Raw genomic sequence first — 737 nt, forward strand, 5'->3', positions numbered from 1 at the left:
TTGCTCCTGGGCTGCAGCCGCTTGCTCCTGTGCTGCTTCTTCTGGCAAGGGGATTAAATTGCCTTCCGGGTCATAAAATCTCGCCCAGATTGCCGTTTCTCGGTCAATAGTACCCTCCCAAGTTCCCAACCAATAGCCCAAGGTTTCACACCATAACCAGCCGCGCTCGTTTCGTTCTAAAGAATGGTAGCGTTGGTCGGCCCCTAAATGCCATCCTTGTAAAGAATTGGCATCAAAAGGATCGTAGATGAAATAATCGGGTGTGCGGAAGGTTCCCTCATAAATGGCTTTTTTTCGCACTTTATCGGTCTTGGCGGTACTAGGAGAGGTTAATTCCACGATAACGTCGGGATAACGTCCTTCTTCTTCCCAAATTACCCAACCCTGTCGCTCTCTCTTGCCATCGACATTGAGGACAGCGAAGAAATCGGGCCCGCGAAAATCGCGATTTTTCGCCTGTTCGCGGCTGAAATAAATAAACATATTGCCACTGGTGTAGAAGTCATCTCGCTCGCCATAACCCTGGTGTAGGGAGCGAATCAAGACATTCATGGCAATGCGGTGTCGGTTGCTTTCCAAGGGTTCACCATCATCAAAAATTAAGTCTGTGGGGGGTGGGGTGGGTTCCCAGAATTCCTCGAAATCTTCTTCTATCAGTGCCGGAGAGGTGGCAGTTTCGTCGCTTTTGGCAATCGTCATTTTTTCGGCCTCTCTAGGTGGGAGTGTCCATATTTTTG

Annotated in this window: 1 protein-coding gene; it reads right to left on the bottom strand. The window is 49.3% G+C overall.

The annotated features are described in order from the left end of the window. Window positions 1-699, bottom strand: a 699-nt coding sequence (locus tag MiAbW_RS19175; RefSeq protein WP_151697358.1) for a Uma2 family endonuclease, incomplete at its 3' end; no start/stop codon positions are given. Between the last annotated feature and the right edge of the window lie 38 nt (window positions 700-737).

It is taken from the genome of Microcystis aeruginosa NIES-4325 (genome assembly GCF_008974145.1).
Lineage (GTDB): Bacteria > Cyanobacteriota > Cyanobacteriia > Cyanobacteriales > Microcystaceae > Microcystis > Microcystis aeruginosa_G.